Here is a 25,481-nt window from a genome sequence, read left to right on the forward strand (position 1 = left end):
GAGTTTGTTAACTGTTACGCGAAAGGGCCATTTCAGCTAATGCGCTTAGCGCTTGTTTTGCTGGGGAGTCTGCTAGGCAGGTAATGGCTGCTTGAGCAGCATTCACATGTTCTCGAGCTTTTTGATTGGTGTAGTCAATCGCGCCACAGTTTTGCACGATTTCTATAATTTGGCTTAAATTTTCGGTGCCACCTTTGCGAATAGCTTGGCGAATAAGCTGTGCTTGCTCTTGGGTGCCGTTCGTCATTGTGTAAATAAGTGGTAGTGTTGGTTTACCTTCAGCTAGGTCATCGCCTACATTTTTACCTAATTCATCGGCATTGCCTATGTAATCCAGAATGTCGTCCACTAATTGGAAAGCCATGCCTGTGTGATGACCATATAGACGTAAAGCCTCTTCTTGCTCTGGTGTGGCTGATGCTAAAACCGCCCCAGTATGTGAGCTGGCTTCAAAGAGTTGGGCTGTTTTTGCTTGAATCACCTGCATATACTGGTCTTCGCTGACATTGGGGTTTTTCACGTTCATCAGCTGCATAACCTCACCCTCGGCGATGACACGGGTAGACTTTGATAGAATATCCATGATTTTCATGTCGCCCAATTGCACCATCATCTCGAAAGAGCGGCTGTATAGAAAGTCACCTACTAATACGCTAGGTGCATTGCCCCATTTTGCGTTGGCCGTGGCTTTGCCGCGGCGCAGGTCAGAAGTATCAACCACATCATCATGCAATAGGGTGGCAGTGTGGAGAAACTCGATAATGGCAGCGAGTAATGCATGCTGGTTGTCGTCGTAAGCAAGTGACTTACTGGCAAGTAATACCAGCAATGGGCGCATGCGCTTACCACCGCTTTCGATGATATGCTGGCCGATTTTTTCAACTAAGGGCACATTGCTGTTAAGTTGCTCCATAATCAGCTGGTTTACTTGCTGAAAATCCTGCTCTACAACCTGATATATGTCTTTAACTAGCATCGAATAATCACTTTCCTCAAGGAGGTGGCTATCCTAATGAGAGTGGCTCTCATAGGCAAGGAAAGTGGGTTAAAATAGGCGCAAATTATGGCTATTACCATGATGCTTAGGGAAATCGGAAGGGTCTAGCTTTGTCTTTGCTTATTTTTTCGCTTTGCTATATAATCCGCGGCCGACTTGTTGTGCATAAACTGCACATGGTCCGCTCCCTACCATAGAGCTTCTCATATGAGGTTCATAGAAGTAGGCGCCAAAGCAACTGGCAACCAAGTAGCAACCCAAAAACAAGTGTTTTTATCATGGCTTAGGCCATTTTAGCTCTTTGGAGAGAAACATGTACGCAGTTATCGTAACTGGCGGTAAGCAATACCGTGTTGAAGAGGGTCAAACCCTTAAAGTTGAAAAAATTGAAACCGCTACTGGTGAGTCAATTCAACTTGATAAAGTTTTATTAGTTGGCAACGGCGACGACGTTAAAATCGGTCAGCCAGTTGTTGATGGTGCTAAAGTGACTGCAGAAATTGTAGCTCATGGTCGTCACAAAAAAGTGAAAATCATCAAGTTCCGTCGTCGTAAGCACTCTATGAAGCAAATGGGCCACCGTCAGTGGTTCACTGAACTGAAAATTACTGGCATTTCTGCTTAATTTTCAAAGAATTGAACGGCTTTTACTCTGATAGAGTCAAAGCAAACACTAATTAAAAGCTCGATATATTGTTGGTGACGGTGATATATCAGTGAAGGAGAAAAGGCATGGCTCACAAGAAAGCCGGTGGTTCTACCCGTAACGGTCGTGATTCCCAGAGTAAACGTTTAGGTGTTAAAGCCTTTGGTGGACAGTTTGTTAAAGCTGGTTCTATCATCGTTCGTCAGCGCGGTACTAAAGTACACGCAGGTGACAACGTAGGTCTTGGTAAAGATCATACTCTTTTTGCGAAAGCAGATGGTTTCGTAAAATTTGAGAAAAAAGGTCGCATTTTCCGTAAGCAAGTAAGCATTCTTACAGAAGCTAACTAATACGGCCTTTATTAGCTGGTTTGCAAGTACGCTTGCTGCCAGTCAAAAAGCTCTGTTGCTTAGGCGCAGGGCTTTTTTTAATTGCGTTACGGCAATTTACTGGCAAAGCCCAAGTCAGTGATCATCCAGTATGAGAAATAAGTGGGCTAAAATTAGAAGTATGGGTTGCCCAGGGGAATAAAATGAAATTCGTTGATGAAGCGTCTATCAGTGTTGAAGCAGGTAATGGCGGCAATGGTTGCTTAAGCTTTCGTCGTGAAAAATATATCCCTAAAGGCGGCCCTGACGGCGGAGACGGTGGTCATGGTGGCAGTGTTTTTTTAATTGCCGAAGAGGCGGTAAATACCTTGGTAGATTACCGCTACGTTCGCCGCTATAAAGCAGAAAATGGCGAGGGCGGCATGGGCCGTGAAATGAGCGGTAAGCAAGGTGAAGACACCTACCTTAAAGTTCCGATTGGAACCACGGTTATTGATGAAGACACATTGGAGATTCTAGGTGACTTAACCGAAGAGGGCGCCACGCTAAAAGTTGCGGAAGGTGGTCAGCGTGGGTTAGGGAATATTCATTTTAAAAGCTCAGTGAATCGTGCCCCTCGTCAAACTACGAAAGGCACGCCAGGTGAAAGCCGTAACTTAAAACTTGAGATGAAAGTACTGGCAGACGTAGGCTTATTAGGTTTGCCTAATGCTGGTAAGTCTACCTTTATCCGCGCCGTTTCAGCGGCTAAACCAAAAGTAGCCGATTACCCATTTACCACAATGGTGCCTAACTTAGGTGTGGTTAGTGTGGCCAAGCATAAAAGCTTTGTTGTCGCGGATATCCCTGGGTTGATCGAAGGTGCCTCTGAGGGTGCAGGCCTTGGTATTCGTTTTTTAAAACACTTAGTGCGTACTCGTATTTTATTGCACCTTGTAGATATGAATCCTTATGATGGTTCTACCCCGGCTGAAAATGCCAAAGTAATTGTTAATGAATTAGAAAAGTTTTCACCAGAGCTTGTTAACCGTGAGCGCTGGTTATTACTGAATAAACTAGACTTGGTTCCAGAAGATGAACGCCAGCAGCGCTGCCAAGATGTTATCGAGGCGCTAGATTGGAAAGGTCCTGTTTATCAAATAAGCGCAATAAGCAAAGAAGGTACCCAGCAAATTTGTTTTGATATCATGAGTTTCTTAGATACTCGTGCAGAAGCCACTATAGAAAACCCTGAACTAATTGAACAAGAAGAGGCGCACCGTAAGCTTGTTGAAGATGAAGCTCGAAGCAGGATGGAAGAGCTTTCCGAGCGTCGTAATGAACATCGTGCAGCGCGTAAAGCGGCTAAGTTAGCAGCTAAAGAAGTAGATGATGAAGATGACGATGACGGCGAAGGGCCTGAGTTTATTTATACATATGAATAAATACTAAAAAAACTACGTAAGTGCGGCGAATGAAAGTTCTCGCACTTTCATTGCTCTAGAGAAGCATCAGCAGGCAATAAATCGATTCATCGCTTATTCGTAATCTATTAAGATTAATTAATTCCAAAACAGAACAAACTAATCACATGTCCAGACAAGCCCTAACCAATGCTAAGAGAATCGTCATTAAGATCGGTAGCGCATTATTAACTAATGACGGTGCAGGTTTAGATAAGCATGGTATCGCAAATTGGGTGGATCAAATTGCCGCGTTGAAACAACAAGGCTTAGAAGTAATACTGGTTTCGTCTGGTTCAGTGGCAGAAGGCATGACTCGTTTAGGTTGGGGAAAGCGTCCAAATGCTTTACATGAGTTACAAGCAGCTGCCGCCGTTGGTCAAATGGGGCTTGTTCAGTGCTATGAAGCCAATTTTTCACGTCACGAATATTTAACAGCCCAAGTGTTGCTCACTCATGCTGATTTAAGTAATCGCGCGCGCTATTTGAATGCACGTTCCACACTTCGCACATTATTGGATCTTGGTGTTGTCCCTATTATTAATGAAAACGATACCGTTATAACCGATGAAATACGCTTTGGGGATAACGATACATTAGGGGCATTGGTTGCAAACCTAGTGGAAGCGGACGCATTAGTCATTTTAACAGACCAAGATGGATTATTTACTGCTGACCCAAGGCAAGACAAAAATGCCAAGCTAATCGAAAGTGCTCGTGCTGAAGACCCAGTGATTCAAACTATGGCTGGTGATGGCGGAGCGCTTGGTCGCGGAGGAATGATAACCAAAGTACGTGCAGGACGATTAGCTGCACGAAGCGGTGCTTGCTCAGTTATTGTTGGTGGGCGTATCGAAAATGTATTAACTCGTTTGTTTGATGGTGAAATACTTGGCACTTTATTGATTAGCGATCAAGCGCCTATGGCTGCACGTAAGCAGTGGATTGCAGGGCATTTACAAACACGTGGCGAAGTAATCATTGATGACGGGGCTATTAATGCATTAACTCAAGGTGGAAAGAGCTTGTTACCGGTGGGTGTCGTTGCCGTAAACGGAAGCTTTGGTCGTGGAGAGGTAGTAGCCTTGGTAAATCAAAAAGGTGAGACTGTCGCAAAAGGTCTTATTAATTACACGTCTCAAGAGGCACAAAAGATTTTGAAAAAAGACAGTAAGGAGATTACCAATATTCTTGGTTATATGGACGCCCCTGAATTGGTGCATCGGGATAATTTAGTATTAGTTTGAATCGGCCATTCTATTCAAATAACAAAAAAAAGCAGCTTAGGCTGTTTTTTTATGTTTTTTTTTGACTAAGTGGTTCAGATAAGTGCTTTAAAATTGATTTTTGTTCTTTTATTTAAAAAGAGTAATTAATCGATTAGTGCACAAATAAGGTGCGAGGCCATTGGTTTCGGATTGTTAAGGGGCAGAAAAATTAAATATAAGTGTTTTTTTGTACAGCCCTGTAGGCGATGACTTACATTGTTATAGGGATATTAATTATTATTCTAATTCTGTTGTTATTTTGTTCGATTTTAATTTGAAGTGTAATCTTTTGAAACTATAATGGCCCTTCATTTTACTTATGTCTCATCTTACTGAATCTGCATGATTGTATGTTTTTTGATCATAGGCTCTTATAACAAGCATTTATTGTTTTTGTATGAAAAACAATCAGGGGAGTATCGTGGCGCGCTCATCTCTAAAAATTATGAGAGACACTGTTCATGCATTGATCATGCGCGAAATCAATACTCGATTTGGCTCTTCGAAGCTGGGCTACTTTTGGGCGCTAGCGGAGCCAGCGGCTCAGGCCGCAGTACTTGCAATATTGTTCAGTATCATTGGTAGAAGTAGTTTATCAGGCGTGCCTGTTGTTGTGTTTATGATGGTTGGTTTAGTTCCCTTTAAATTCTTTACTAAGTTAATAACCCAGTTAGCGGACTCAGTTGATGCTAATAAAGCTCTTCTTTCATATCGGCAGGTGGGTCCATTGGATCCTTTTTGTGCTCGACTAATAATTGAAGTAGTTACATTTATTTTAGTGTTTCTTATCCTTATGGTCATTCTTGCTTGGTTTGGTTATGACGTGATGCCGCAAGACCTTTTGGGTTTGTTATATGCCAGCTTGTTGCTCGTTTATCTTTCTGTAGGTCTTGGTTTGGTTTTGTGTACTATCACTTCTATTTGGGAAGACTTTGAGAAAGTACTGCAGATGATGATGCGTCCACTTATTTTTGTTTCTGGGGTGTTTTTTGCAGCAACTATGATACCTGCACAATATTGGTATGTGGTTACGTGGAATCCTGTATTTCATTTGATCGAAATGATGCGTGAGGCCATGTTTGTTACGTATACCTCGCCAGTTGCAGACCCAACATATGTAATTATTGTTTCGTTTGTCATTAATGCACTGGGTTTAATGATGTTTTCAGTTAATAAACAACGGTTTTTAACCACATGATACATCTTAAGAATTTAAGTAAATACTACCCAACTAAGAGTGGGCGTAGTTATGTATTTAAAGATGTTAACTTATCCATACCCATGGACAAAAGTGTAGCTGTTATTGGTCCAAATGGCGCAGGTAAATCGACCCTAATTAGGATGATAGGAGGGGCTGACTTACCATCTAAAGGAGTTATTGAGAGTAACTTAAGCTTATCTTGGCCTCTCGGGCTTCAAGGTGGGTTGCATGGAAGTATGACTGGACGTGAAAATACTAGATTTGTTGCCCGTATTCATGGGATTAAAGACACAAAGCTTGTTGAGCAAAAGGTAGAAGAGTTCGCTGAAATAGGTCGCTATTTTGATGAGTCAGCAAAAAGTTATTCTAATGGTATGAAAGCGAGAGTGGCGTTTGGAATAACCATGGCATTTGATTTTGACTTTGATGTTTTATTGATTGACGAGTTGACAGCTGTAGGTGACATGGCATTTAAGCAAAAAAGTGAGAAGATCTTAAAAGAAAAGTATACAAATACTAAAATTATGATGGTGAATCATAATTTCCAGCAATTGAAAGTGTTTTGTGAGTCAGCGATTTTCTTGACGAATAATCAGGTTATTTATTTTGAGTCTATTGATGATGCGATAGATAAATACAAGAGTACATATGCAACAATCAGTTAAAGATGTGAGTGCGGTTAGCCGCAAAATGAGTAAATTGAAAAAGGATCCAAAGAAGTTTGTTTTGGATAGTAAAGCCTATGCAAAAGCGCATAAAACAGCGTATTTAGCATGGGCAAAAATGGGTTCTTTTTTGTTTGTTTTAGTGGCCTCTATTTTGGTTGTGGCTTATTACTGGGGTGTTGCAAGCCCTCGATATGTGAGTGAAACCCAGTTTATTGTTAAGCAGGCAAACGCATCAGAGTCAATGCTATCAGGATTGGCGGCAATTGGATCCGTATCTGGGACAATGCGAGATGCTTTAGTAATTAAGGCGTTTATAGAGTCAAGAGAAATGGCTGTTGCATTAAATGAAGCGGTTTCATTGAAATCTCATTATGAAAGAACAGATTTTGATTATTTAAGTAGATTGAATGCCGAGAGTACAGTTGAAGAGTATGTTAAGTATTACCAGAAGCATATAAGTATTGTACATGATGAGTTGTCAGATGTTTTGTATGTGGAAGTTCAAACATTTGACCCTCAATATTCATTGCAAGTTGCACAAACTCTATTGTCAATTAGTGAAAAATTTATCAATAATCTAGGCGCCAAAATGGCACAAGAGCAAGTTCGCTATGCACAAAAAGACGTAGAGAGATCTTATACGGAATTGAAAAAAAATCAGACAGAGCTGATCAGTTTTCAAGATAAATTCAAATTATACAACCCTGAGCAGCAAGGTGGTGCTTTGGTTGTTGTAATCAATGAGATTGAATCTGAAATAATTCGTCAGCAAACTGAATTGAAGTCATTGTTAGCGTTTATGCGAGAAGAGGCTCCAGAAGTAAAAGCTAAAATGATACGTATAGATTCATTGGAAAGACAGCTTGTTGAAGAGAAAAACCGTTTAACTAACGAAGATCAACAATCACTTAATAAAATCAATGTAAACTTTCAAGAAATAAAGCTTAACGCGGAATTGGCATCAGACTTGTATAAAACGTCTCTAGCTAGCTTAGAAGTGGTAAGATCTGAGGCTTATCGTAAATTAAAACACTTGTTGGTTGTTGAGTACCCAGCGCTAGCTGAAGAAGATACTTACCCGCGTCGTATCTATAGCATAGTTACTTGGTTTGTATGCTTGGTATTAATGTATTTGGTGGCGAAGCTTATTTTAGCCATTGTTAAGGAACATAGAGAATGATGAAGTACATAGCAATAATAACGCTGATGATGTTATCCAGTGTGCACGTCTTTGGTTTGGCCGTAGAGCAAACTATGGATACCAAAGAACAACAAACCATATTAGACAGTCAAGTGGATAAACTTTTTGGTGAGTGGCTATTTGAAGGTGGTTTCTCACAGTCAACTTTTTCAGGTGTTAATCCGGCTTATCGCATATCCCAAGGGGATACTCTTTTGCTTCAATTGTGGGGAGGAATTGATTATCAGAATGAAGCTAAAGTTGACCCACAAGGTAATATATTTATACCCAAAGTAGGCCCGATTAAGGTGCAAGGGGTAAGTAATAAGGATTTAAATCATGTTGTTTTGAAAGCGGTCAAGCGTGTTTATAAATCTAACGTAGAGGCATATGTAACATTACTTTCAAGTCAGAAAGTTAAGGTATTTTTATCTGGTATGGTGGAAAAGCCGGGTTTATATGAAGGACAAAGTGCTGATAGTTTATTGAAGTTTATAGATCAAGCAGGCGGTATTCGTCGTGATATTGGAAGTCTTCGAGATATTTCATTAAAGCGAAATAATAAATTAATTCATAAGCTCGACCTATACAATTTCATAGAAAAAGGAGAGCTTCCTGCCATACAGTTGCAAGATGGCGATGTGATCTTTATTGCTCCCAAAAAAGGTGAGATTTCAATTGAAGGAGATGTTGGTTTTAGTGGTAAATATGAAATCAATGCAAATACTGTTGACTTGTCCCATGTTCTTACTGCAATGGTGCCAAATGAGCAGGCTACTCATGTCACAATCGTTGAGTCTGTGATTGATAAGCAGGGTAATGGCAAAAAAAATGTTGATGCAAAACAATACCCATTATCAGAAATTAAAGGCATTAAAGTTAAGGCCGGTGCTTTAGTAAAAGTATCTTCACAATTAAGAGCAAGTAGTATCAGTGTTGAAGTGACAGGTGAGCACGATTCAGCTTATGAAATGGTCCTCCCTTGGGGGGCAAGTTTAAAGGACCTTTTAACTCAGGTTGTATATACCCGATTATCAAATGATACGGCCGTGCAGTTATTTCGAAAATCAGTAGCTATACGACAAAAAGATATGTTGATGGCATCACTAGGGGCCTTGGAGCAAAGTGTTTTGACTGCTCGTTCAGCAACTAATGAAGGAGCGCAGTTAAGAAAAGCTGAAGCTGAAATAATTATTCAATGGATTGAAAAAGCAAAGCAGGTACAGCCAAAGGGGCAGGTTCTACTGGCCGACGGATATGATGCATCTAAGATTATTTTACAGCAGGGTGATAAGGTTGTGATACCGAGCAAACGCAATTTAATCATGGTTCACGGTGAAGTCTTATTCCCAACGGCTATAGCTTACAATAAAAAATTGAGTGTTCAGGATTTTATTGATCATGCGGGAGGAAGTACTGCCGATGTTGATGATATGAATATATTGGTAATGAGTCCAAATGGAACATTCAAAAATATGAATGATGATCTGAAAGATGAAGATGAAATATATCCAGGCGATGAAATTTTTGTGTTAGCTAAGCCTGATGTGAAATCTTTGCAAATAACAAAAGACATCATGCAAGTGATTTATCAGGTTGCGGTTTCCGCAGCTGTTGTTTTAACTTTGTAACAGACAATTACTTAAAGAGAGCCTTTATATAAGGCTCTGTGGCATTGGTGTGTTTAAAATTTAAGAAGAATAGATTCAGTTTGGCAGATTAATTCTGCCAAATACTCAAAATAAAACTGTTTAGCAGTTCACAAAATTATAATTGCAGTAGAAAGACTAGCAAGGAGAAATCATGACAAAGATGGAAAGCATTCCAGTGCAAAGAAAGGGGATTATTCTTGCTGGCGGTTCGGGCACTCGCCTATATCCACTGACGAAAGCAGTTAGTAAACAATTGATGCCTGTCTATGACAAGCCGATGATTTATTACCCATTAAGCACGTTAATGCTAGCGGGCATGCGTGAAATATTGATTATTACGACCCCACAAGATAATGAAGCATTTAAAGCATTACTTGGTGATGGTAGTGATTGGGGAATTTCTATTGAATATGCCATTCAGGCTAGCCCCGATGGTCTAGCTCAAGCCTTTATAATTGCAGAGGAGTTTTTGAGTGGTTCCCCTGCTTGTCTAATACTAGGTGATAACTTATTTTTTGGTCATAATATGTCCAAAGATATGTTAGCTGCTGCAGCACACGATCAGGGTGGGGCTACTATATTTGGTTATCATGTTATGAACCCAACTGCTTATGGTGTAGTGGAGTTTGATCATCTAGGCAAGGCTATATCCTTAGAAGAAAAACCAGATAAGCCTAAGTCAAACTATGCGGTACCGGGTCTATATTTTTATGATAGTCGCGTCGTAGAAGTGGCTAAAAATGTAAAACCAAGCCCACGTGGTGAATTGGAAATAACTGATATTAATAACTTTTATTTAGAAGATGAAAGTTTGAATGTGCAACTGCTTAGTCGAGGTACGGCATGGCTAGATACTGGTACGCACGATAGTCTATTGGACGCCAGTAACTTCATTGCCACAATTGAGCGTCGTCAGGGTCTAAAAGTATGCTGCCCAGAAGAAATTGCATTTCGTTTGGGTTATATAACAGCAGATGAGCTTGAATTGCTGGCCCAACCAATGAAGAAAAATGGCTATGGTCAATATCTGCTTGCAATTCTTGAAGAGCGTAAGGATTTAGAGATGCGCAAACGTTATGAAGCTGCGAAATTTGCAGCACGCACAATTGAAGCTATATAACGAGTACTTTATGAAACTTGTAGATACAAAAATTAGAGATGTGAAAATTATTGAGCCACAAGTCTTTGGTGATGATCGTGGCTTTTTTATGGAGACCTTTAGAGCGTCTATCATGGATGAATTAACGGGTGGGAAGTCTTTTGTTCAAGATAATCACTCTAAATCAAAACAGGGAATTTTACGCGGTTTACATTACCAAATGCAGCAAACTCAAGGCAAGCTTGTTCGCGTGGTACAAGGTGAAGTATTTGATGTTGCGGTTGATTTAAGAAAAAACAGTGAGACATTTGGTCAGTGGGTTGGTGTTGTTTTATCTGCAGAAAATAAAAAGCAGCTTTGGGTGCCTGAAGGTTTTGCTCATGGTTTTTATGTTATGAGTGATACTGCTGAATTTGTATATAAATGCACTGATTATTATGCACCTGAGTTTGATCGATCAATATTGTGGAATGATCCAGATATTTCTATCGACTGGCCGTTAGTAAATGATGAGCAACCACTCCTATCTGATAAAGATAAGAACGGTACACTTCTTAGTCAAGCAGATACATTTTAGGTTTAAATGATTGTCCTAATGTCATCTTAAGTGTTGGATGAATAATAAATTAATTGCTAGGAGGTCGCCTACAGGCGCCCAAATGAAAGTTCTTATTACAGGCAAAAATGGCCAACTTGGTTATGAATTACAACAAACGGTACCAGTAGGTGCTGAGGTTTATGCATACGCTTCTTCAGAGTTAGATATTAGTGATGAGCAAGCAGTGCAAGAGATAATGCAAACAATAAAACCAAATATTGTAATTAATGCCGCTGCGTATACCGCAGTAGATAACGCAGAAAGTAATGAAGAGGCAGCCTACGCAGTTAATGCAAAGGGGGCAGAGTATCTAGCGTTAGCGTGTAAAGAAAATAATGCTCGGTTGATTCATGTCTCTACAGATTTTGTATTTGATGCCACAAAAAATACTCCCTACGAGTCAAATGATAAAACGAATCCATTAGGTGTTTATGGGGCTAGTAAATTAGCAGGCTGTAAGGCAATAAATGATCACCATGCAGAAAACAGTGTAATAATACGTACTTCCTGGGTTTATAGTTCTCACGGCAATAATTTTGTTAAGACTATGTTACGCCTGATGGCTGAAAGGCCAGAGTTAGGGGTCGTGAGTGATCAAATTGGTAGCCCTACCTGGGCGAAAGGTTTGGCAGTGGCTTGTTGGGGATTTGCTCAAAATAAAGTAAATGGTATTTATCATTACAGCGATTTGGGTGTGGCTAGCTGGTATGATTTTGCAGTAGCGATTCAAAATTTGGCGTTAGCTAATAATTTATTAGAAAATCAAATTGAAATTAAGCCCATTAAAGCTGCGGCTTATCCCACTCCTGCAAAGCGACCTGCATATAGTGTAATGAATACAGATAGCACATATGAAATATTAAATTTACAAGGTAAGCATTGGCAAGCAGCCTTAAATGAAATGCTTATCGAATTGAAAAAAACGGACGCTTAAGTTGGCGCTGTATTCATACTTCAACATCATTCATAGAGGCCGCTAAGATAGCGCCTAAAAATTTTTTTAAAAGTAGGAGGCCGCTTTAGGGCGACCAATTAGAAATGAAAATACTATTAGTAACTGGCGGTGCAGGCTTCATTGGTGCAAACTTTGTGCACTATTGGTTGGCAACATATCCACAAGATAAAGTTATTGTATTGGATGCTTTGACATATGCTGGCAATATCGAAAGCTTAAGTCCGATCAAGGATAATAAAAATTATACTTTTTGCCATGGTAATATATGTGATACGCAGTTGGTTGAAGGGCTTATAGAAAAATATAAAGTTAACACTATTGTTCATTTCGCAGCAGAGAGCCATGTTGATCGCTCAATCGAAGGACCAGATGCCTTTATTGAAACCAATATAATAGGCACTCATAGTCTATTAAAGGCGGCTAAAAAATTATGGATAGACGAACCTAAAGCAAAAGGCGAATCACCACTAGAACACCGCTTTCACCATGTAAGTACAGATGAAGTTTATGGAGATCTTGGTCCTCAAGATCCAGCATTTACAGAAAATACGCAATATGCACCGAGTTCACCTTATAGTGCAAGTAAAGCAGCAAGCGACCATCTGGTTCGAGCGTATCATCATACTTATGGTTTGGAGACGACGACCTCTAATTGCTCAAACAATTATGGCTCTTACCATTTCCCAGAAAAATTAATTCCACTGGTATTAACTAACATATTGTTTGATAAAGCCTTGCCTATTTATGGTAATGGCAAACAAATTCGTGATTGGCTATATGTGACGGATCATGCTCGAGGGATTGATTTAGTTTTACAAAAAGGTCGGTTAGGTGAGTGTTATAATATTGGTGGCATTAACGAATGGGCGAATATAGATATTGTGAATTTAATTTGTGAATTAATGAATGAACAATTTTCAAATAATCCTGAGTTGTCTAAAAAATACCCGCAAGCCACTAAAGCGATAGATGGTAAATCACAAGAGTTAATCACTTATGTGACTGATCGCGCTGGGCATGATCAAAGATATGCAATAAATCCGACAAAATCAAATGAAGAGCTTGGTTATAAGCCACAAGAAAGTTTTGAGACGGGTATACGGAAAACAATAGAATGGTACTTAAATTCGCAAGATTGGTGGATGCCTTTAACCAAAGGAAGTAAATAATATGAGTAGTTCTGCTGAAATTCGAAATGTAGAAGCTTCGAATGAAGTTTTAGGCGCATTTTATGATCATGTTATAACGATAAAAGATAACGTCGTATGCTTGTTGGGGTGGGAGCGCTATACAGGTAATGAAAGGCCTAATCTTGTTGTCACACATGGTGGTAACGATGTTAGTATCAATAAATTAGAAACGATTTTTTATAAGCGACCTGATGTAAATAAACATTTTGAGGATGATTTAGATCAGCAGTGGGGGGTAGCTAGAGTATTTACAGTTGAAACTGATGAAATAGAGAATCTGGCAGATTTATCTTATAAGTTAGAGTTAGAAGAAACAGGTGTAAGTGTAGATGCTAACTTTTCACAAGATATTAATGCACTACTAAATGCGACTAGTATGATGAATGATGCAGAGTTGGGTTTAGTAAAAAAATTCCTTCTTGAGCCATATTCACAGGAGATAATAGCTAAGCAAGTGAATGCTGCTGTTGGAATAGAACAGCTTCCCGGCTTTGTAAGAATACATACAGATACCGCATTCTCAATTAACGAATATGGCGTGTTCTTCCAAGGATGGCTTGTAGATGCCGATAGTAATTTACTTGGTATTTATTTACAGCAACAAAATAAGCTCTCAAAAAATCTGCTGGATAATAAAACATCTTTCCCTCGTTTAGACGTTAATGAAGCATTTAACACAAAAATATCTAGTCGTTATAAAGCTGGGCTATATGGTGTATTTGAGTTCGACGAATATGATGTTAGTAAACCTACGCAATTGGTTTTTTTGAGTTCAGGAGGCAATGTAGCAATTAAACCTCTTGAAGTGTCAAGTAAAGGGGATGACCCTGTAAGGGTTATACAGTCACTATTGGCTCCATTTGATATTAAAAGGCCTGGTTACGAAGATGAATTTAATGGTTATTTAGGTAAGGCAATTGAGTCGGTTTGGAAGGGCAAGAAATTTTTAAAAGACACTGAGGAAGTAACTTTTTTTGGTGAAATAACAAAGTCTCCTATTTGCAGTTTAATTATTCCAATTTATGGACGTTATGATTTCGTAATGTACCAAATGGCGCAATTCTCTAAAGATGATGACCTAAAAAACGCTGAAATCATTTATGTTTTGGATGACCCTAGATTATTGAATGAATTCAATCACTACTGTGCAGGCGTATATTCATTATTTAATGTCCCGTTTAAAACGGTTGTATACGATATGAATCTTGGATTTGCTGGCGCTAATAATAGGGGAGTAACGCATGCAACCTCAGAAATGCTTTTACTCCTTAATTCGGATGTCATGCCAAAGGAGACAGGTTGGTTAAATAAAATGCTTGCCTCATACAAGTCTGCACCTGATGCAGGTGTTTTGGGTGCACGGTTGGTTTTTGAAGATGAAACTATTCAGCATGATGGTTTGTCGTATCAGCAAGTCATGCAGTATGGAAATCTATGGTTGATAGAGCACCCAGGAAAGGGCTTGCCAGTATCGATGAAAGAGAATAAAGGTTTGCATTCCATTGCATCAATAACTGGTGCATGCATGATGATGGAAACATTAATATATAATGAGTTAGAAGGACTTGATGAAAGTTATATATTAGGTGATTTTGAAGATAGCGATTTATGTCTTAAAGCACTTGAATCCGGCTATAAGAATTACTTAGATAGTGATATTTCTTTATATCACCTGGAACGCCAATCACAAAATTTATTTGAAGATAGGTCTTGGAAATTTAAGTTAACAATTTATAACGGAATACAACATACAAGACGTTGGGATCAACTTATCAAAAAGATTAATGCTTCAGAAGGGGATGTTTAAATGAGCGGATTAAATCAAAAAATATTAATCATATCTCATGGTCACCCGGATCACAGTAAAGGTGGTGCTGAAGTAGCAGCTTATAATTTATTTAAAGAATATCAAGCTCAAGGAAAAGACGCATTATTTCTTGCAAGATCTGGAGAGTCATCTCACGGTGGCTCCGTATTTTCCTCAAGAAATAATGAGACAGAAGTATTGTTTCATACAAGTATTGGAGATTGGTTTAATCTTCGCTGCGCTGAATCACGACATATGGCTGAACATTTCTCTGGCCTCTTAACAAGATTTAACCCTGAGGTCGTACATTTTCATCACTATGCTCACATGGGCTTAGAAATGATTCGAATTGTTAAAAATACACTGCCCGAAGCAAAAATTATATTTACATTACATGAATATATGGCTATCTGTTTTAATAATGGTCAAATGGTTAAGAAAGACTCCACTAAACTGTGTTATGAGTCGAATCCTGTTGATTGCTCTCAATGCTTTCCTGAAAAATCGAGTGCTGATTTTTTCATGCGCAAACAATACATACAATCAATGTTTGAGCTAGTTGATCATTTTATTTCCCCTAGCCATTTCTTGATTGACCGTTATAAAGCTTGGGGAATAGCCGAAGAAAAAATGACTATGATTGAAAATGGTCAGCCAAAGGCTATAAACAGTGATCCAAGGCCATTAGCAAGTGGGGAGAAGCGGGGGCGATTTGCCTTTTTTGGGCAAATTAATCCATTTAAAGGTATCGATGTAATCCTTGAAGCTTTTGCTTCATTGTCTGAAGATCTCCGGGAGCAAGTACACCTTGATATTCATGGTGCAAATTTACACCTTCAGGAAGAAAGCTTTCAGGAAAAAGTAAATGGTTTACTTGAAGAGTTATCTGGTGTGGTAACTATGCATGGTTCTTATGAACCACATGAAATGCCGCGTTTACTTGCTGAATGTGATTGGATGATTATTCCATCTATTTGGTGGGAAAACTCCCCTATGGTAATTCAAGAAGCCTATAACCATGGACGTCCAGTTATATCTGCTGATATTGGAGGAATGGCAGAAAAAATCATTGACGGTAAGACTGGTTATCATTTTAGACGAGGCAGTCATCAATCTTTAGCCTCAGTGATTGAAAAAGCGGTGACCACGGATCAATGGAGTCGTATACATAACAACATAGTTAAACCAATAAACATTGAAGAATGCGCACATGAGCACTTTAAGGTTTTAGAGAATGTCTAAGAGATTAATTCTACATATAGGTGCTGAAAAGACAGCAACAACCTTTATTCAGAATTATATGTCTGTTAATAGGGAAAATTATAAAGAGCAGGGAGTGCTATATCCAAAGACAAGCTTTGGTGAGCATGCTCAATTTTCACTTATCGCTGCTTTGCATGATATTGATCATGGGTTTGGACTTGAGTTTGCTCCAAAGGGCAAAGCATTTAGCATTGAGTCTGAATGGATGCCGTTAATTAATAGGCTTAATAAACAGTCAAAATTCCATACTGTTCTAATAAGTGCCGAGCATTTTTCTTCACGATTAAAGGATAAAGGGCTTGAAACATTAAGTGAGATACTAGGGCAGTTGGAAGGATATGAAATCGAAGTTATTTATTATTTTCGACGACAGGACGACTTTTTTCAATCTTGGTACAGCACACATATCAAGGCAGGTGGTTATAAAACTTTAAAGCAAGCCTTAATAGACGATTTCAAAAATCATTGGTTTTTCGATATTTACTATTTAATTGAAAAGTGGAAAAACGTACTACCTAATGCAAAATTCCATATTAGACCTTATGACTATGTATCTAAAAATATAGGCATGATAAAGGACTTTACGACTGTGCTGGATCTACCTGTATTAGATAATGCTTTAACGCCTAATTTAGATCGTAATGAATCATGGTCTCCTTATATGTTAGCTATTGCACGTCATATTAATGAATTTTTTCAGCCTGAAACTTTAGAGAAGCGATATCAAATTCTTGAGTTTATAGCAAGTAACTTTCAACGTGACGAAAAAATCAAGAACTTATTATCGGTAGATATTAAAAAGAAAATATTGAACGAATTTGATGAAAGTAATCGTAAGCTATGTTTGGAATATAATATTAATTACGATCTTATTTTCTCCGACCCTGTGGAATCTAAGTTTGTGAATCCTGATGGTATTGAAGTTAATGACTTGAAATTAACCAAAGTACTTATTGAAGCAATTAAAGCAAGTCTATAGGTGTTTTTGAGTAATTTGAGTGTCAGAATGAAAACTTTATATTTACATATTGGTACAGAGAAAACAGCCACTACATCTATACAGATGTTTTGTAAAAAAAATAGGGCGCTGCTTCTTGATAATGGGCTTCTTTATCCTAGTGTTTTATCGGAAGAGCATAATAATGCACACTTTTCATTGGTTGCGTCTTTACTTAGAAAATTTGATAACAATGCTCGTATTGAATTTGCGGGTAAGGGTGTATTAGATTTTGAATCGGAATGGGGTTATTTAATAAAACAAATTAATGAAAACCCTGAAAATGATATATTAATTAGCGCGGAACATTTTAGTTCTAGATTATCTCAAGAGCACATTAGCAAAATTTGTGCTTTTTTTAGGGAAAACCTAGCTACTCACAATATTAAAATAGTGATTAATTTTAGAGCGTATAATGAATTATTAGTATCTGCATATAGCACGATGCTAAAGTCAGGTGGAAGGAAGTCTTTTGGAGATTACTTTCAAGCAATTCCGAATAAAAAGTATTACTTTGACTATGTGGCAATTATTAAAAATTGGTCTGAATTTTTTGGTATCGAAAATTTAATAGTTGATACGTTTGATTCGGAATATAAATCTGATGGAGTTGTATCGCGTTTCTTATCTAGTGTTGGGCAAAAAAGCATTGATGTTGTTGAGGCAGACTATATCTTTAATGAGTCGCTTAGCCCGATGACACTGGTTTATGGTTATAAACTGAATGAAAAGTTTCATAATAACCCTAACCGAAAAAAAATCCTTAAAAAATTCAGTGATAATACAATTGGCGTTGAGGGTGATGTGTTATCTGTAGAGCAACTTTCTATTATTGATATTTGTTGTCGAAATGATATTCAAGAGTTAAAAGAGTTATTCGGGAAGGATAGGATTAGAATAAAATCTATAAAATGGAATAATATTAAAAATAGTACCTGTGTATTTGATGGCTCAGAAGAATATTTATTGAAGGTTATAGCAGGGCTTTATAGTTAGGTAATTGTATGAAATTGGTATTACATATAGGTTCTGGTAAAACAGGTACAAGTAGCATTCAGAAGAAACTTAAAGATTCAAAAAAATCCGGGAAATTAAAGTCCTTCATTTATACTGGATTATTTTTTGAAGAAGTTCCTGAATGTGATGTGGATATGTCTGGTCGATTACCACAACATTTTTTTACTGAAATGAGAGGACGCAAAGAAGATGAGCTGATTGATTTAACCCTTGGCTGCCTACAGACAATTAAATCTGTATATGAAAAAAAGGGTATTGATACCATCATCTGGAGTAACGAGAGTCTTTATCGGTCTACATCCTTTTTCGCTAATCTTATTCCATTAATTTCACCTCTATTTGATTTAGAAGTGGTTTTATATTTGAGGCGTCAAGATAAGTGGTTTGTTTCTTCTTATGAACAATGGAATATAAAACATAAAACATATTCTGGTAAATATAAAAATTTCGATGAGTGGTTTGCAAGTAACTCAAATCGGGGCTCGCATGAAAAAAACCTAATTACTTGGGAAAAGATGGTCGGTAAACAGAACTTCAAAGTTCATGCCTATGATGAAATTGATAATGTAGTAGACCACTTTTTAAATTCTGTTGATATCAAGCTTACTGATTCACTCCAAATAACTAATAAAAGTAGAGTAAATACTCAGCAGCCTAAAGCCCTATTGTCAATTTATGAGCTTTATTCTTCCGTTAGTTTGAACTCTCAGTTACCAGTAGAGGTTAATAAGCTTTTACAAAATATTCCTGTTAATCAAATAGAATATGAATCGGCTACTATTAAAGGCTTATCTGATGTAAATATTAATGCTGGAATATTAGATGTTTTTGAAGAAGAAAATAAAAGAATATCTGAGCGTTACAATATCCCATTTTCCAAGAAATACTGGGATTTAGAGCAAATAAATAAAACTAGCGGTTCTGCATCTGTAGAATCAATTTTAGCTGTCATGGTGCGTATTTTGGTTGAACAAAATAATCGTATTACTGAATTAGAATCTAAGTTGAACAATTAAAATATGAAAGCAATTATTCCTGTAGCGGGCCTAGGCACGCGAATGTTACCAGCAACAAAAGCAATTCCAAAAGAAATGCTGCCTATTGTTGATAAACCTCTTATTCAGTATGTTGTTAATGAAGCAATTTCCGCTGGAATCAAAGAAATTGTACTAGTAACTCATTCTAGTAAAAATAGTATTGAAAATCATTTTGATACTAGCTTTGAGTTAGAAGCGACATTAGAGGCCCGCGTTAAACGTCAATTATTAGTTGAGGTTCAATCAATATGCCCTAAAGACGTGACTATTATGCATGTTCGTCAAGGTCAAGCGAAAGGCTTAGGTCATGCAATTAGCTGCGCCCGCCCTTTAGTAGGTAATAATCCATTTGTGGTGATTTTACCTGATGTAATTATTGATGATGTAACTTCAGACTTATCAAAAGATAATTTAGCTGAAATGTTACAGAATTTTAATAAATCGAGTCGGGGTCAAGTCATGGTTGAAGGCGTCGCTCAGGATCAAGTTGATAAATACGGTATAGTTGATTGCTCAGGTGTAGAGATTAATCCCGGTCAATCTGTTGCTATGGTTGGAATGGTAGAGAAGCCCTTGATAGAAGAGGCGCCATCAAATCAAGCGGTTGTAGGGCGATACGTATTACCTGCATCTATTTGGTCAATCCTTGAAAATACTCAACCAGGTGCTGGTGATGAAATACAATTAACTGATGCCATTGCCAAATTAATGGAAACAGAAACAGTTGAAGCCTATTCAATGAAAGGCAAAAGCCACGATTGCGGCAGCAAAACAGGCTATATGTTAGCAAACTTAGAATACGGATTACGCCATCCAGAAGTATCAAAATGTTTAATGGACGCAATAAGTAAATTAAATATTCAATCTATTGGCAGTTACTAGTCAGTATTGGTTAACAGGGCAATAAACAGGAATATATATGCAGTCTCAAATGGATGAATTGCAAAGTTTTGGTTATCGGTTTTTAGGGCCTATCATAACTTCATTTTTTGATGAAATTGAAAAGAAAAAAACTGGAAATGAACTTTTCTTTCTTGCAAGAGAAGGTTATCACCTTGAATCACTATATAAATATTATTGTGGGCTATTAGGTAAATCTTATGAAACTAAATATTTACTCTGCTCTAGAGTGTTCTTGTTTAAGTTGTGCTTAACGGATAAAAATCTAATACCTTTAACATTGGGACATCATTTCAAAGGTAGTTTAGAGTCTCTACTTATTAGGCGTTATGGTTTTAGTGGTACACAAATTAATAAAGTTAAAAAAGACTTAAAGAATAGTGATAAATTATTAGCCACGGAGATTAGCTTACCTAGCAGGCAGGATATAGCGGTTAAGGCAATATTTGATGTATCGAGGTTATTCATAAATGAACTTGAAAGTAAAAAGAAACTATATCTAAAATATTTAGATTCAATTGGTTTTAATTCAGATAACAAATCTGTAGTTGATATTGGTTTTTCTGGAACTATCCAGAAACTATTATCGAAAATAACTAATAAAAAAACAATTGGTCACTACATGGTGACTACTGTAAATGCTAAAAATAGTGCTGAATGTACATTCCACGGTCATTTTTCAAGTGGTCAAAAATTTGGGAATGGTTATCCATTACTTGATAAGTCGCTATATCTAGAGTCATTATTGACTGCACCACATGGTCAGGTTAATGATATTTTTGGAAGTGATGATGGGTATCGATTTGGTTATTCTACAAAAACCAAAGCACAGCATGAATTTTATCTTATTGATCAAGTTGTTGAAGGTATACGGAGCTATATGGATGACACACTTGAGTCAGGATTACAGCTGACAAAAGAATATGTACCTGAGTACTTTGCTTCTATTGTTAAAAGACCACAATTCATACCTGAAGGTTTAAGAAATATATTGGAAGTTGATGATCATATATCAGGCTTTGGTGTGCTAAACCCTATAAAAGTATTTGGTTAAAAAATGTTAAATATAATCAAGAAAAAATTATCAAAATCTTTTGATAGAAATAAAAGAAGTATACAACCAAAATTATTAGATGCAGCATTATATGAAGACTCTGTAGCAGAAGGTCTATTTGATCCTTTATGGTATCAGCATCAATATAAATTATTTTTTGATACACCAGAAGCAGCATTTAATGATTACCTAAGAAAATCTAAGTTTTCAAATGTTGCTCCTAGTATGAATTTTGACCCTGTATCTTATTTTCATAATAATCCAGATGTTTACGCTGTTAGCGAATCGCCATTACTGCACTACCTTAGATTTGGTCGTTATGAAGGAAGGCAGGCATACCCTTTAAGGCCTTTATGGAATTCATCTGATAATATTAATGTTTCTGAGTATAAACATAAACGTGAAGGCAGGTACGCAGTTGTTTTACATATTTTCTATGAAGACTTTATAAAGAAATTTCATAATGCCTTTATGGGGGTTGATTTTGAATTTGATCTATTTATTACAACAACTTCAAAGGCGGTAGAAAAAAAAGCCAAACTTGTATTTGAAAATAACCCAGCTATAAAAAATATTAATGTTACAAATGTACCAAACAAAGGAAGAAATTTTGGTGGATTTTTAGTTGAATATTCTAAGGATTTATTAGAGTACGACTTTGTTTGCCATTTGCATTCAAAAAAGTCTTTGTATTCAGGTAGTGAACAAGTTCATTGGGCCGAATATTTACTAGAATATCTTGCACGTGATAAGCAGATATTAAGTAAAATGTTAAATATCTTTGAACAAGATGAAAAACTTGGATTATTTTATCCTACAACGTTTTGGAACATGCCTCAGTGGACTTGCCACTGGTTGAAAAATAAAGGAATTGGTAATAAAACGCTTAAAGAATGGTTTGACTTGAAGCAAGATAAAGATTTTTTTTCCTATCCTGCTGGAGGGATGTTTTGGGCTAAAAAGGATGCCCTAAAGCCAATTTTGGAAAGGAGTTGGAGTTATGATGATTTTCCTGAAGAGCCAATTCCAGCAGACGGTACGATCCTTCATGTAATAGAGCGTATACTACCAATTGTTGCTGAAAATGAAGGATTTAAGAGCTTCTATTATTATCCCCCTACTGGCGAATTCACAATAGATGAAAGTTTTATATTTTTAGAGTATCAATTTGGTTTGGATTATCGGATGAATATGTTGTGCTCACAACAAGAAATCTGTTCTTTTGATATATTTGATACGTTGGTATGGCGTAAGTTTTATGAACCAGATTACGCTAAATATTTATTACCTGAGCGCGCTGAATTAAGCATTACTGGCGAAGAATTTGTGGAGCTTAGAAATAACGCTGAGCTTGATGTTCGTAAGAAAAAACATTTTAAAGGTGATGTGTCCATACATGAAGTCTATGTAGAGCTAGCTAATAATAAAGTTATTAATGCTTCTGATGTTGATAAATTATCCGATCTTGAATTTGAAATTGATTTATCAATGATTTCTCCTAAAGAAGTAATGGTAAGTTTTTTAAATTCTCTATCTGAGCAAGGTAAAGAAATATACATAGTATCTGATACTTACTATTCAAAAGCTCAAATAGAAAAATTATTAAGTGTTGTCGGTGTGAAAGCCCCATATAAGTTATATGTATCTAGTGATATGCAGATGAGAAAAGATAATGGTTCTATTTGGGAGCATTTATCTAAAGGTCTCAAGTCGCAGAATAAAATAGATAAGTTTGTACATATAGGGGATAACGTTGTCTCCGATTCGCAAATTCCTGGTGATTTTGACCTAAGGACCTTACATATATTAGCACCAAAGGATAAATGGCAGGCTCAATCTCTTTGTGAAATACCATCAGAAGCATTTGGAATTAAGAATATTTCCGAAATGAAAAGATGGGGATTGCTATTATCAAAGCAATGCGTTAACCCTTTTTTATAAAGTTGTAAGTAATGAATAGACTAATATTACATATAGGCCCTCATAAAACGGGCAGTACTTATATACAAAGAGAACTTTTTAACTCAAAAGAGAAGTTACTAACTAATAATTTATTGTATCCAAGTACAATGCTTGAGATGTTTGGTCATACAGGTCTTGCAAATTCGATTAAAACTAATTCTTTGTCGGATTTTAAGTCTGAAATATCGGACATTAATAATTTCTCAGGAGATGTGATTTTATCAAGCGAGAATTTTTTTAATCTTGATGAACTTGGAATCAAAATACTAGAAGAGTCTTTGGAGTATAATGATGTTGAAATCATTGTGTTTTATCGGCAACCCACAATTAGATTGTTATCTCTGTGGCATGAATATGTTAAGTCAGGTATGACTCTTTCTTATTCTGAATTCTCATCGCGTCATATTTCAAAACCGTTTATGAGTGAAGAGTTGAATATATCAATTAAGTTAAATTTATTTTTGAAGTATTTTAAATCCGGAGATGTAAGGATTATTGATTATGATGAGTCCGTAGCTAATAAGAATACGCTCAGGAGCTTTATGGAAGCTATAGGGAGAAAAGGTTTACTGGATGAAAGTTATGCTGTAATTAATAAAAGAATAAATTTTTATGACCTCGAGGTTCTGAGATGTTTACATCATCTTTCAAAAGGAGGTGAGCTTAAGGGGCATGCATTGAGATTAAAGTATTTCAAAAATAGATATATATTTAAAGAAATTTTGGATAAAAGAATTTTCCCGTTTTTATCAGGAAATTCTATACCATTAAAAATTGGAGGGTCATTTATTGATCATGCTATGGCTGATTTAATGAACAATGAATATGCATTTAAAGTATCAAATAATGGAAATTTTGAAATAGAGAACATATTGTTGCCATCTTCAGTATGGATGTTAAATTTAGAAATGGTTTCTGAAATTCATGGTATTTATACTATGTTAGTAGATATGGATTAATAGAGGTTTTTACTTGATAGACTTTAGGAATTTAGATGTAATTCTACATATAGGTGGGCCTAAAACAGGATCATCTATTATGCAAAAATATTTTAATGATAATGGAGAGCATCTTAATTCAGTTGGATTGTATTACCCTGTTCATGATGCTGATAAAAATGGCATATCTGGTGGTCATTGGTCTTTGGTTGATTTTTTAAAGTCTGGAAATATATTAAAAGCTAAAGAGTTTATAGAGGAAAACATACGTATCGCAAATAATAGAAATCTAACTTTGTTATTGTCATCGGAGCATTTTGTTGATTTTGCAAGTGATTTTTTTACTTTGTTGCAAGGAATAAGTTTTCATATTATTTCTTTTTATAGACATCCTATTGAATGTTTTGTCTCATCTTACAATCAAGATGTGAAACGCCATTATTTAAAGTTGAAATTAGAAGAGTATTCGTTTTCAAATGCTCCTCTTAAACCTCGCATTACAGGCGAGTCATTATTAAATTGGTTAAATTATTTTTCAGTAAATAGTGTCTATGTGGTTTTTTATAAGAAAGAATTCAATGTTGTAAATAAGTTTTTTGAAGTTCTAGGAATTAATTCTACTGATTTCGATTCTAGAATTAATAAAAGCTATACACCATCAGCTCTTAATTTGAAGCGAATATTTAATAAATTAATTTCTATTAAAGATGAAAAGTTTAATGCTAGTCTAGATCAGGTGTTACAACATTATTCGGACTCTATAGATGTCGTATATCCATCGTATATTGATACTTTAGGTGGTGAAACATATGCTTATTTAGAAAGAATTTATGCTCCCTATATTCAGCTTGTTCAAGATAAGTTTAAAATAAAAGTGTGTTTATCTGAATCTGCCCCTTGCGGGCGAGATATAGACTCTTTAGATGATATATTTAAATTGATAAAAAAAAATAGAGAGACTTATGATTTTTTTAGAAAAAAATTATTATTTCAGCTTTCAAATAGTCCAATTGATAGTGATTTTTATCTTTTAATATATTACTTTGAAATAGGTAGTATAAGTAATAACTCCTTTCAGTTATCAGATGCTACTTTAAGAAATATTTTATCTGATGACTTATTACTTCCTGATTTATTAAGAGAGTTTTCTATACTGCTTAGTGAAATTGGCTGCCATAAGTCAGCTTATAAGGTGATTGATAAAGCGTTAGAATTGAGGCCGAGCGGGCCAGTTATCCAGCAATTACATCGTAAACTTGCATGCATAATTGAGTAATTTGA

23 protein-coding genes are annotated in these 25,481 nt (G+C 36.6%); 22 read left to right on the forward strand and 1 reads right to left on the reverse strand.

From position 1 onward, the window contains the following. Window positions 1–7: 7 nt before the first annotated feature. Window positions 8–976: an octaprenyl diphosphate synthase gene (ispB, locus tag ABWV45_RS09290; RefSeq protein WP_353350935.1), complete on the reverse strand. Its 969-nt coding sequence runs from the start codon at window positions 974–976 to the stop codon at window positions 8–10. 334 nt (window positions 977–1,310) lie between these two features. Between ispB and rplU the strand changes: the two genes are divergently transcribed. The 22 genes from rplU (at window position 1,311) to ABWV45_RS09400 (ending at window position 25,476) form a co-directional block, all read left to right on the forward strand. Continuing rightward, complete coding sequence (gene rplU / locus ABWV45_RS09295) at window positions 1,311–1,622, forward strand: 50S ribosomal protein L21 (RefSeq protein ID WP_353350937.1); 312 nt, start codon at window positions 1,311–1,313, stop codon at window positions 1,620–1,622. A 107-nt stretch (window positions 1,623–1,729) separates the two neighbouring features. Continuing rightward, window positions 1,730–1,993: a 50S ribosomal protein L27 gene (gene rpmA / locus ABWV45_RS09300; RefSeq protein WP_353350939.1), complete on the forward strand. Its 264-nt coding sequence runs from the start codon at window positions 1,730–1,732 to the stop codon at window positions 1,991–1,993. Between the two features lie 182 nt (window positions 1,994–2,175). Continuing rightward, window positions 2,176–3,396, forward strand: a complete 1,221-nt coding sequence (gene cgtA, locus ABWV45_RS09305) for an Obg family GTPase CgtA (RefSeq protein WP_353350941.1) — start codon at window positions 2,176–2,178, stop codon at window positions 3,394–3,396. A 146-nt stretch (window positions 3,397–3,542) separates the two neighbouring features. Next, the gene (gene proB / locus ABWV45_RS09310; RefSeq protein ID WP_353350943.1) at window positions 3,543–4,661 is read left to right on the forward strand and encodes a glutamate 5-kinase; all 1,119 of its coding nucleotides are present in this window, start codon (window positions 3,543–3,545) and stop codon (window positions 4,659–4,661) included. 442 nt (window positions 4,662–5,103) lie between these two features. Next, on the forward strand, window positions 5,104–5,880 hold the full coding sequence (locus ABWV45_RS09315) for an ABC transporter permease (protein ID WP_353350945.1): 777 nt from the start codon (window positions 5,104–5,106) through the stop codon (window positions 5,878–5,880). Next, entirely contained in the window at window positions 5,877–6,548 is a 672-nt protein-coding gene (locus ABWV45_RS09320) for an ABC transporter ATP-binding protein (RefSeq protein ID WP_353350947.1), read from the forward strand. Before ABWV45_RS09315 ends, ABWV45_RS09320 begins: the two co-directional genes overlap by 4 nt. Next, window positions 6,532–7,731, forward strand: coding sequence for a KpsE/RkpR family capsule polysaccharide export protein (locus ABWV45_RS09325; protein ID WP_353350949.1), 1,200 nt, complete (start codon window positions 6,532–6,534; stop codon window positions 7,729–7,731). Before ABWV45_RS09320 ends, ABWV45_RS09325 begins: the two co-directional genes overlap by 17 nt. Then, window positions 7,728–9,362 carry a polysaccharide biosynthesis/export family protein gene (locus tag ABWV45_RS09330; protein ID WP_353350951.1) on the forward strand — a complete coding sequence of 545 codons (1,635 nt, stop codon included), beginning with the start codon at window positions 7,728–7,730 and terminating at the stop codon, window positions 9,360–9,362. Before ABWV45_RS09325 ends, ABWV45_RS09330 begins: the two co-directional genes overlap by 4 nt. Before the next feature lie 172 nt (window positions 9,363–9,534). Next, entirely contained in the window at window positions 9,535–10,503 is a 969-nt protein-coding gene (gene rfbA / locus ABWV45_RS09335) for a glucose-1-phosphate thymidylyltransferase RfbA (protein WP_353350953.1), read from the forward strand. Between the two features lie 10 nt (window positions 10,504–10,513). After that, window positions 10,514–11,059, forward strand: coding sequence for a dTDP-4-dehydrorhamnose 3,5-epimerase (rfbC, locus tag ABWV45_RS09340; protein WP_353350955.1), 546 nt, complete (start codon window positions 10,514–10,516; stop codon window positions 11,057–11,059). A gap of 37 nt (window positions 11,060–11,096) precedes the next feature. Further along, on the forward strand, window positions 11,097–12,014 hold the full coding sequence (gene rfbD / locus ABWV45_RS09345) for a dTDP-4-dehydrorhamnose reductase (protein ID WP_353350957.1): 918 nt from the start codon (window positions 11,097–11,099) through the stop codon (window positions 12,012–12,014). 104 nt (window positions 12,015–12,118) lie between these two features. Next, the gene (gene rfbB, locus ABWV45_RS09350) at window positions 12,119–13,204 is read left to right on the forward strand and encodes a dTDP-glucose 4,6-dehydratase (protein WP_353350959.1); all 1,086 of its coding nucleotides are present in this window, start codon (window positions 12,119–12,121) and stop codon (window positions 13,202–13,204) included. Window position 13,205: 1 nt separating this feature from the next. After that, window positions 13,206–15,032 carry a glycosyltransferase family 2 protein gene (locus ABWV45_RS09355; RefSeq protein ID WP_353350961.1) on the forward strand — a complete coding sequence of 609 codons (1,827 nt, stop codon included), beginning with the start codon at window positions 13,206–13,208 and terminating at the stop codon, window positions 15,030–15,032. After that, window positions 15,033–16,274 carry a glycosyltransferase family 4 protein gene (locus ABWV45_RS09360; protein WP_353350963.1) on the forward strand — a complete coding sequence of 414 codons (1,242 nt, stop codon included), beginning with the start codon at window positions 15,033–15,035 and terminating at the stop codon, window positions 16,272–16,274. Then, window positions 16,267–17,274, forward strand: coding sequence for a hypothetical protein (locus ABWV45_RS09365; RefSeq protein ID WP_353350965.1), 1,008 nt, complete (start codon window positions 16,267–16,269; stop codon window positions 17,272–17,274). Before ABWV45_RS09360 ends, ABWV45_RS09365 begins: the two co-directional genes overlap by 8 nt. A gap of 27 nt (window positions 17,275–17,301) precedes the next feature. Next, window positions 17,302–18,288: a hypothetical protein gene (locus tag ABWV45_RS09370; protein WP_353350967.1), complete on the forward strand. Its 987-nt coding sequence runs from the start codon at window positions 17,302–17,304 to the stop codon at window positions 18,286–18,288. Between the two features lie 8 nt (window positions 18,289–18,296). Continuing rightward, complete coding sequence (locus ABWV45_RS09375) at window positions 18,297–19,325, forward strand: hypothetical protein (protein ID WP_353350969.1); 1,029 nt, start codon at window positions 18,297–18,299, stop codon at window positions 19,323–19,325. 3 nt (window positions 19,326–19,328) lie between these two features. Next, window positions 19,329–20,228 carry a UTP--glucose-1-phosphate uridylyltransferase GalU gene (gene galU, locus ABWV45_RS09380; protein WP_353350971.1) on the forward strand — a complete coding sequence of 300 codons (900 nt, stop codon included), beginning with the start codon at window positions 19,329–19,331 and terminating at the stop codon, window positions 20,226–20,228. A 49-nt stretch (window positions 20,229–20,277) separates the two neighbouring features. Further along, on the forward strand, window positions 20,278–21,300 hold the full coding sequence (locus ABWV45_RS09385; RefSeq protein WP_353350973.1) for a hypothetical protein: 1,023 nt from the start codon (window positions 20,278–20,280) through the stop codon (window positions 21,298–21,300). A 3-nt stretch (window positions 21,301–21,303) separates the two neighbouring features. Further along, on the forward strand, window positions 21,304–23,241 hold the full coding sequence (locus ABWV45_RS09390; RefSeq protein WP_353350975.1) for a rhamnan synthesis F family protein: 1,938 nt from the start codon (window positions 21,304–21,306) through the stop codon (window positions 23,239–23,241). Window positions 23,242–23,252: 11 nt separating this feature from the next. Further along, a complete protein-coding gene (locus tag ABWV45_RS09395) occupies window positions 23,253–24,221 on the forward strand; it encodes a hypothetical protein (protein WP_353350977.1) in 969 nt (322 codons plus the stop codon). Window positions 24,222–24,300: 79 nt separating this feature from the next. Beyond that, entirely contained in the window at window positions 24,301–25,476 is a 1,176-nt protein-coding gene (locus ABWV45_RS09400; RefSeq protein WP_353350979.1) for a hypothetical protein, read from the forward strand. The last annotated feature ends 5 nt before the right edge of the window (window positions 25,477–25,481 follow it).

This window comes from Oceaniserpentilla sp. 4NH20-0058, from assembly GCF_040371755.1.
Lineage (GTDB): Bacteria > Pseudomonadota > Gammaproteobacteria > Pseudomonadales > Oceanobacteraceae > Bermanella.

What these genes read in the sequence shown, in the direction of transcription:
- cgtA (WP_353350941.1), top strand. Translation starts at nt 2,176, where the DNA reads ATGAAATTCGTTGATGAAGCGTCTATCAGTGTTGAAGCAGGTAATGGC.
- ABWV45_RS09330 (WP_353350951.1), top strand. Translation starts at nt 7,728, where the DNA reads ATGATGAAGTACATAGCAATAATAACGCTGATGATGTTATCCAGTGTG.
- rfbB (WP_353350959.1), top strand. Translation starts at nt 12,119, where the DNA reads ATGAAAATACTATTAGTAACTGGCGGTGCAGGCTTCATTGGTGCAAAC.
- ABWV45_RS09320 (WP_353350947.1), top strand. Translation starts at nt 5,877, where the DNA reads ATGATACATCTTAAGAATTTAAGTAAATACTACCCAACTAAGAGTGGG.
- ABWV45_RS09370 (WP_353350967.1), top strand. Translation starts at nt 17,302, where the DNA reads ATGAAAACTTTATATTTACATATTGGTACAGAGAAAACAGCCACTACA.
- rplU (WP_353350937.1), top strand. Translation starts at nt 1,311, where the DNA reads ATGTACGCAGTTATCGTAACTGGCGGTAAGCAATACCGTGTTGAAGAG.
- rfbD (WP_353350957.1), top strand. Translation starts at nt 11,097, where the DNA reads ATGAATAATAAATTAATTGCTAGGAGGTCGCCTACAGGCGCCCAAATG.
- ispB (WP_353350935.1), bottom strand. Translation starts at nt 976, where the DNA reads ATGCTAGTTAAAGACATATATCAGGTTGTAGAGCAGGATTTTCAGCAA.
- ABWV45_RS09400 (WP_353350979.1), top strand. Translation starts at nt 24,301, where the DNA reads ATGCAAAAATATTTTAATGATAATGGAGAGCATCTTAATTCAGTTGGA.
- ABWV45_RS09395 (WP_353350977.1), top strand. Translation starts at nt 23,253, where the DNA reads ATGAATAGACTAATATTACATATAGGCCCTCATAAAACGGGCAGTACT.
- ABWV45_RS09390 (WP_353350975.1), top strand. Translation starts at nt 21,304, where the DNA reads ATGTTAAATATAATCAAGAAAAAATTATCAAAATCTTTTGATAGAAAT.
- ABWV45_RS09365 (WP_353350965.1), top strand. Translation starts at nt 16,267, where the DNA reads ATGTCTAAGAGATTAATTCTACATATAGGTGCTGAAAAGACAGCAACA.
- rfbA (WP_353350953.1), top strand. Translation starts at nt 9,535, where the DNA reads ATGACAAAGATGGAAAGCATTCCAGTGCAAAGAAAGGGGATTATTCTT.
- ABWV45_RS09325 (WP_353350949.1), top strand. Translation starts at nt 6,532, where the DNA reads ATGCAACAATCAGTTAAAGATGTGAGTGCGGTTAGCCGCAAAATGAGT.
- ABWV45_RS09375 (WP_353350969.1), top strand. Translation starts at nt 18,297, where the DNA reads ATGAAATTGGTATTACATATAGGTTCTGGTAAAACAGGTACAAGTAGC.
- rpmA (WP_353350939.1), top strand. Translation starts at nt 1,730, where the DNA reads ATGGCTCACAAGAAAGCCGGTGGTTCTACCCGTAACGGTCGTGATTCC.
- proB (WP_353350943.1), top strand. Translation starts at nt 3,543, where the DNA reads ATGTCCAGACAAGCCCTAACCAATGCTAAGAGAATCGTCATTAAGATC.
- ABWV45_RS09360 (WP_353350963.1), top strand. Translation starts at nt 15,033, where the DNA reads ATGAGCGGATTAAATCAAAAAATATTAATCATATCTCATGGTCACCCG.
- ABWV45_RS09385 (WP_353350973.1), top strand. Translation starts at nt 20,278, where the DNA reads ATGGATGAATTGCAAAGTTTTGGTTATCGGTTTTTAGGGCCTATCATA.
- galU (WP_353350971.1), top strand. Translation starts at nt 19,329, where the DNA reads ATGAAAGCAATTATTCCTGTAGCGGGCCTAGGCACGCGAATGTTACCA.
- ABWV45_RS09355 (WP_353350961.1), top strand. Translation starts at nt 13,206, where the DNA reads ATGAGTAGTTCTGCTGAAATTCGAAATGTAGAAGCTTCGAATGAAGTT.
- rfbC (WP_353350955.1), top strand. Translation starts at nt 10,514, where the DNA reads ATGAAACTTGTAGATACAAAAATTAGAGATGTGAAAATTATTGAGCCA.